This is a genomic window from Flavobacterium sp. CG_9.1 (assembly GCF_015751645.1).
Lineage (GTDB): Bacteria > Bacteroidota > Bacteroidia > Flavobacteriales > Flavobacteriaceae > Flavobacterium > Flavobacterium xanthum.
This window is the reverse complement of sequence record NZ_JADOVC010000006.1, coordinates 155239-162321: the sequence shown is the minus strand read 5'-3', so window position 1 is coordinate 162321 and position 7083 is coordinate 155239. Positions and strand designations below refer to the sequence as shown.

The 7083-nt window shown below is 34.0% G+C and carries 4 protein-coding genes, 2 tRNA genes and 2 rRNA genes; 5 read left to right on the top strand and 3 right to left on the bottom strand.

The features are described 5' to 3' along the window. The 5 genes from IWX83_RS05340 to pafA all read left to right on the top strand — a co-directional run. Positions 1 to 94: ribosomal RNA gene (locus IWX83_RS05340) — 23S ribosomal RNA — on the top strand; the annotation flags it as partial. 165 nt (positions 95 to 259) lie between these two features. After that, positions 260 to 369 (top strand): 5S ribosomal RNA (gene rrf / locus IWX83_RS05335). Positions 370 to 436: 67 nt separating this feature from the next. After that, positions 437 to 509: transfer RNA gene (locus IWX83_RS05330), tRNA-Phe, on the top strand. Between the two features lie 6 nt (positions 510 to 515). Further along, a tRNA-Leu gene (locus IWX83_RS05325) sits at positions 516 to 601 on the top strand. A gap of 365 nt (positions 602 to 966) precedes the next feature. Next, complete coding sequence (gene pafA, locus IWX83_RS05320) at positions 967 to 2583, top strand: alkaline phosphatase PafA (protein WP_196828155.1); 1617 nt, start codon at positions 967 to 969, stop codon at positions 2581 to 2583. Positions 2584 to 2662: 79 nt separating this feature from the next. On the opposite strand, the gene IWX83_RS05315 is transcribed toward pafA, so the two are convergent. The 3 genes from IWX83_RS05315 to IWX83_RS05305 form a co-directional block, all read right to left on the bottom strand. Further along, on the bottom strand, positions 2663 to 4078 hold the full coding sequence (locus tag IWX83_RS05315; protein ID WP_196828153.1) for an alkaline phosphatase: 1416 nt from the start codon (positions 4076 to 4078) through the stop codon (positions 2663 to 2665). Between the two features lie 157 nt (positions 4079 to 4235). Beyond that, positions 4236 to 5456 (bottom strand): diaminopimelate decarboxylase, encoded by a 1221-nt coding sequence (gene lysA, locus IWX83_RS05310; protein WP_196828151.1) that lies wholly within the window; start codon positions 5454 to 5456, stop codon positions 4236 to 4238. A gap of 170 nt (positions 5457 to 5626) precedes the next feature. Beyond that, positions 5627 to 7081 (bottom strand): glutamate synthase subunit beta, encoded by a 1455-nt coding sequence (locus IWX83_RS05305; protein ID WP_073354339.1) that lies wholly within the window; start codon positions 7079 to 7081, stop codon positions 5627 to 5629. Positions 7082 to 7083 lie beyond the last annotated feature (2 nt).

Sequence of the window (7083 nt, the reverse complement as noted above, 5' to 3'; positions counted from 1 at the left end):
AAGGGTCGTAGGAGATGACTACGTTGATAGGCTATAGATGTAAAGGCAGTAATGTCATAGTCGAGTAGTACTAATAACCCGTAAGCTTATGTACGTCCTTCCAGCCCCCTAACCACCAAAGGGGGAATAAAGGGCTGGAAAGAAACTTTCTCACTAAACAAAATTTTTCTTTATCTCAGTATGTTAAGATATTATGTAATTGATATTTATCACAAGATAAGTAACATTACAGTAATTGCCCAAAGCAATTATAACCTCTTAAGGTGGTTATTGCGGCGGGGCTCACCTCTTCCCATCCCGAACAGAGTAGTTAAGCCCGCCTGCGCAGATGGTACTGCAGTTATGTGGGAGAGTATGTCGTCGCCTTTCTTTTAAAACCCGTTCTAATGAACGGGTTTTTTATTATAAATACTTTTCAGTAGTAGAAAAGTATACTGGTACCTTAGCTCAGATGGTAGAGCAATGGACTGAAAATCCATGTGTCCCTGGTTCGATCCCTGGAGGTACCACAAAAAGCTCGGATGGTGAAATTGGTAGACACGCTGGACTTAAAATCCAGTGAACAGCAATGTTCGTGCGGGTTCAAGTCCCGCTCTGAGTACTAAAACTTCAGTTAGCTAACGCGAACTGAAGTTTTTTTGGTTTTAGAATATAGAATGCTCGTAATCATGATTACTAAATTTATTTTTTAACAGTTAAGTTCAAAGGTTGAGATTATCCTAAGGATGTTTGATAATCTGAACAATTAAAATTAATTTTTTGTATTGCTCTATATTGAAATCTAAATTTATCTTTTTCAATATGCTCTCTTTTTAAGCAGCTAAATAACTATTTAAACTTGGCTGATTAATTTTTCCGTAAATATTTTAATGAAGTTAAGAATAGATTAATTTATCTTCATATGTGTTTCGTCGGAGTTTGATTAAACTTTAAGTTGTATTTTTGTTTTAATTATAAAAATTTAATATGAAAAGAATTATTTTGTTTTTGACATTCACAATGTCTTTAAACTCACAAGCGCAACAACGCCCCAAATTAGTCGTAGGTATAGTGGTAGATCAAATGAAAATGGAATATTTATATCGTTTTTCAGATGATTTTTCAAATAATGGATTTAAACGGTTAATGAATGATGGATATACTTTTCATAATATGCATTATAATTATGTGCCAACCTACACAGCTCCAGGTCATGCGAGTATTTATACTGGAACAACTCCGTCAACACATGGAATAGTTGGAAATGATTGGTTCAACAAAGCTATTGGAAAAGATATGTATTGTACGGATGACGCTTCTGTAAAAGTAGTCGGTGATGGGACAGAAAAAGAAGGAGCAATGTCTCCTAAAAATTTATTAAGTACAACTATTACTGATGAGTTACGTATGGCAACGAATTTTAAAGGTAAAGTAATCGGTTTGAGTATTAAAGATCGAGGAGCAATTTTACCTGCAGGTCATTTTGCCAATTGGGCTTTTTGGTACAGCAAAACTGGATCTTTTATTTCAAGTACTTTTTATGGTTCAGCATTGCCTAGTTGGGTAACGGAATTCAACCAAGAAAAACGGTACATGAATTACATTAATAAAGGTTGGGATTTATTGAAGCCAATTGCTACTTATAATGAAAGTCTTGCTGACGATAATCCTTATGAAGGTAAATTAGATAAAGCCAATGCACCAGTTTTTCCGTATGATTTGAGTAAAATTTATAAAGAAAAAGGAGCAGATGTTTTAAGAACTACACCTTTTGGCAATGATATTTTGGCAGAATTAGCTATGAAAGCTATAGAAAAAGAACAATTAGGGAAAGATGGAATTACAGATTTTTTGACTGTTAGTTTTTCTTCTACAGATTATGTAGGACATACTTTTGGACCTCGTTCTATGGAGCTACAAGACACTTATTTGCGTTTGGATCAAACCATTGCTCAGTTTTTAAACTATTTGGATAAAACCGTTGGAAAGGATAATTATTTGCTCTTTCTAACTGCTGATCACGCTGGAGCTGAGAATCCAAATTATTTAAAAGACAACAAATACAATGTTAAAAATATTCCTTCTAAAGACATTGTTGCGGCATTAAAAAAACATTCAAACGAAACCTTTGGTTCTGATTTGATATTGGATTATTCTAACTTTAATCTTTTTTTTAATAAAGAAACTATTAAACAAAAAGGTTTAGAATTGGGGAAAGTGAAACAAAGTTTTAAGGACTTTTTGATGACACAAGAACAAGTTAAACGAGTGTATACTGAAGAAGAAATTTTAGCTTCGTCAGGAGATGATTATTTTTTGAGTTTTATATCTAAAGGATATGATCCTAAACAAAATGGTGATTTAGTTATACTCGATAAGGCGGGTTATATGCAATATCAAGCTACAGGTACTACACATGGTTCACCTAATAGTTATGATACACATGTTCCTTTACTTTTTTACGGATGGCAAGTTCCAAAAGGAGAATTGCACACTAAAAAATACATTACTCAAATAGCACCAACACTTTCACAAATGTTGAAAATTCCATTTCCTAATGGAACTGAATCTGAAGTTTTGGAAACGCTTTTGGAAAAAAAATAATTTATATTAAGTTTTTTTTTGAATATAGAAAACTCCTGTCTTTGATTAAGATAGGAGTTTTTTGATTTAAAGTTAGACTCTAAAATTTATTTTCTACTTCAGCAGCCTCTAGCATTAAATAATGTAGGTCGGTGTTTTTTATGAAAGGTTTTAGTAATTCGCTTCCGGGTCCATACATCGCTAATTCACTATAATCCGCAGAATGATCCATACTGATCCAGCCCACTGAATTGTGTTTCTTTTGAATGTCAGCCAACGCTTTGAAAGGCAAATGTTTCGGATTATAAAGACCTTCTTCTAATTTAATATTCGAATAAAAATTCAAAATTTCCTTGGCTTCATCTTCTTTTAGAATCGTTTTATTTGCATATTCAATTCTTTCAATTGCTTGTGATACAGATGTTTCTTGGCCAATTCCATTCAAAATCCAATCGTTGGTTTGTTTGTAATTTTGGACACTATCAAAATTAGCATCTGCATCTTTTCCGTAGATAATTCCCGGATTAGCATTCCCATGATCTGTGGTGATAATGACCAACGTATTTTTATCTTTTTCAGCAAAATCAATAGCAACTTTTACAGCTTCATCATGAGCTACTTGATCATAAAGTAATCCAGTGATGTCATTTCCATGTGCTGCCCAGTCTACTTTTCCTGCTTCAACTTGCAGTACAAAGCCGTTAGGATGGTTCTTCATTTTATCAATGGCACGTTCCGTCATTTCTGCTAAAGTTGGAATAGTTCCAGTTAGTTCTTTACTGCTTTCTCTGTCTTTTGAATAAGGAAGCCCATCATTGTGAAAAACTCCAAGTATTGGTTTGGTGTTATCACAAGCTAACATTTCACTTTTAGTTTTTACCACAGAAAATCCATTTTTTGAAAATTCTTGGTACAGATCACGTTTGTCTTTGCGGCTTTCGGAGGAGAAATAGTTATTTCCGCCACCCATCATGATATCAAATTTTAAGTCAAGATACATTTCGGCAATACTTTCCTGACTGTTTCTACTTTTTGAGGCAATACAAAAACCCGCAGGTGTGGCATGTGTGATTGGAACAGTAGTGACACATCCCGCCATTTTTCCTGCTTTTTTGAATTTTTGCCATATTGGAAGGTATTCTTCTCCGTTTATGCCAACATTTAAGGAGCCATTTTTGACACGAAAACCACTTCCCCAAGAAGAACTTGCTGCAGCAGAATCGGTGACAATTGATGATGCTGAAGCCATATCCATCAATGCTCGAGTTACTTTATTGTCTTTGTATAGTTGAATCCAATTGCTTCCTTTTCCCGTTTTTCTATTCAGGTATAAGTCAGCCATGTTTAATGTACCAATACTCATTCCATCGCTAACGATCACGATGATATTTTTAGCTTTTGAATTATTTTTTAAAGTGTCAAAATCAAGTTCGTTTGCATTTCCTTCAAATGGATTTAAGAATGTAGCACCAATTGCAAATAAAGAACCGTTCTTGAAAAATTTCCGTCTATTCATTCGTTTGAGTTTTTTTGTAAGAATTTCAAATGTAAAGAAACTCTTTTACTGAATATGTTAAGGATTGATTATTTTTTGGAATAAAATAATTTTACGAGGAGATTGGTTTTAATGTAAAAAATAATCCCCTTTACGGTCGCAAATGGGATTATTTAGTTTATTCTGTTGATACTGCAACGGGTAACGGAATTTGATTTTTAAGTAAGTCTTCAAAGGTTTCATGCGCTCTGATTAAATGTCCTTCGCCGTTCATCCACAAAACCTCGGCGGGCTTGTATCTCGAGTTGTAATTCGATGCCATAGAGAAGCAATAGGCTCCCGCGTTTCTAAAAGCTAAGATATCGCCTTCTTTAATTTCAGCAATTCTTCTGTTGTTTGCAAAAGTATCTGTTTCGCATATATATCCTACTACGGAGTAAAAACGCTCTTTCCCTTTTGGATGTGATATGTTTTCAATATGATGTTGTGAACCATAAAACATTGGTCTAATTAAATGATTAAAACCACTGTCTATTCCTGCGAAAACTGTCGAAGTAGTTTGTTTTACGACATTCACTTTCGCCAAAAAGTAACCAGCTTCACTTACTAAAAATTTCCCTGGTTCAAATATCAAGGTTAATTCTTTTCCGTATTCAGTACAAAAGGCATTGAATCTTTTTGATAATTTTTTACCTAATTCTTCGATGTCAGTTTCGATATCGTCTTTTTTATAAGGCACTTTAAATCCACTTCCAAAGTCTAGGAATTCAAGATTCTTGAAGTTTTTTGCGGCATCAAATAATATTTCAGCAGCATATAAAAATACTTCGATATCCAAAATATCAGAACCAGTATGCATGTGTATCCCTACAATGTTCATTTTAGTGTTTTCGACAATACGAACTAAATGAGGCAATTGGTGAACCGAAATACCAAATTTACTATCGATATGACCAACAGATATATTTGCATTTCCACCAGCCATTACGTGCGGATTTATACGGATACATACAGGAACATTCGGGTATTTTGTTCCAAATTGTTCCAAAATGGATAAGTTGTCAATATTTATTTGAACACCCATGGCATTGACTTCTTCAATCTCTTCTAAAGAAACACCATTAGGAGTATAAAATATTTTATCCGGCTCATACCCTGCATGAAGTCCTAGTAATACTTCTTGAATAGAAACAGTATCTAATCCTGATCCCATTTCTCTTAATAATTGAAGTATAGCTACATTTGACAAAGCCTTCATTGCATAATTGATACGCAACTTATTTACCTTTGAAAAAGCTTTTGATAATCTATTGTACTGAGATTGTATTTTTTCGGCATCATAAACGTATAATGGACTGCCAAATTGTTCTGCTAATTGTACTAAGTCTTTTGATTGCATGATTATTAATTTTGAGCAAATTTATTACTCTTTATTTAGTCTTACAAGCTAATAAATGAATTCTAACAAATTCTAACAAAAAGTTATAAATTAAACATTTGTTTGAAATTTTATAAAAAAATAACCCTTGACAAATTTTTCTATCAAGGGTTATAAAATATTATTTAGAATTACAAGTTCGGTAAATCGCCATTTCCTTTGGTTGGTAAATTCGTATAACCCATTAAGTATTTGTCGACTTCTCTGGCAGCTTCACGACCTTCAGATATTGCCCATACAATTAATGATTGTCCTCTTCGCATGTCTCCTGCAGTAAAAACATGAGGAACATTCGTTTGATAATTCGTTGCTTTATAATTGCTTCTCATATCAATTTCTAATCCTAATTGATCACTTAGTGTTCTCTCTGGCCCTGTAAATCCAAGTGCCAATAAAGCTAAATCACAAGGCCATATTTTTTCTGAACCTTCTTTTTCTATCAATTCAGGTCTTTGTCCCGGTGTCATTTTCCAAGCCACTTCAACGGTTTTTAAACCTACAACTTGGCCGCTTTCATTAGAAATGAATTCTTTGGTGTTGATTAACCAGTTTCTATTACAACCTTCTTCATGTGAAGAAGATGTTTTTAATTGCAATGGCCAAAATGGCCAAGGAGTAGTTTCACTTCTTCCAACAGGTGGTTTTGGTAAAATTTCAAAATTAGTAACCGATTTGGCTCCATGTCTGTTTGATGTTCCCACACAATCAGAACCGGTATCACCACCACCAATAACGATTACATCTTTATCGGTCGCCATTATTTGGTCAGAAACTACTTCGCCATATAGCGATTTAGTTTGTTGTGTCAAGAAAGTCATTGCTTGAACTACGCCTTTACTTTCTATTCCTTTTGTTGGTAAACTTCTTCTTTCGGTTGCGCCACCACATAATACTATAGAATCAAAAGCGTTCAATTCTTCAATGCTATAGTTTACGCCAACATTTACATTCGTTTTAAAAGTAATTCCTTCTGCTTCAAGTACTGTAACACGTCTGTCGATAATTCCTTTTTCTAATTTAAAATTTGGAATTCCGTAACGTAATAATCCACCAATGGCATTGTCTCTTTCAAAAACGGTAACGGTATGTCCAGCACGATTTAATTGTTGTGCAGCCGCTAAACCAGCAGGACCAGAACCTATTACAGCTACTGTTTTTCCTGTTCTAACTTCTGGTGGTTGTGGTTTTATCCAACCTTCAGCAAAACCTCTTTCGATAATATTTTTTTCAATATTTTCAATAGCAACTGGTTCGCTTATAATTCCTAATACACATGATTTTTCACATGGAGCTGGGCATAAACGACCAGTAAATTCAGGAAAATTATTGGTTGATTGCAATATTTTTAAAGCACTTTCCCATTCTTCCTGATGCACCATGTCATTAAAATCTGGAATCAAATTTCCTAATGGACAAGCACTGTGGCAAAATGGAATCCCACAATCCATGCATCTGGATCCTTGTTCTTTGATTTTATCTTTAGGTAATGAAATTGTGAATTCATTGTAATTTGAAACACGCTCTTCAATAACTATATTACTTTCGTCAGTTCTATTGTATTCTTTAAATCCTCCTATCTTTCCCATAA

Bases quoted from the DNA above. Each gene is read 5' to 3' on its own strand.
- pafA (WP_196828155.1), top strand. From the start codon at position 967: ATGAAAAGAATTATTTTGTTTTTGACATTCACAATGTCTTTAAACTCA.
- IWX83_RS05315 (WP_196828153.1), bottom strand. From the start codon at position 4,078: ATGAATAGACGGAAATTTTTCAAGAACGGTTCTTTATTTGCAATTGGT.
- lysA (WP_196828151.1), bottom strand. From the start codon at position 5,456: ATGCAATCAAAAGACTTAGTACAATTAGCAGAACAATTTGGCAGTCCA.
- IWX83_RS05305 (WP_073354339.1), bottom strand. From the start codon at position 7,081: ATGGGAAAGATAGGAGGATTTAAAGAATACAATAGAACTGACGAAAGT.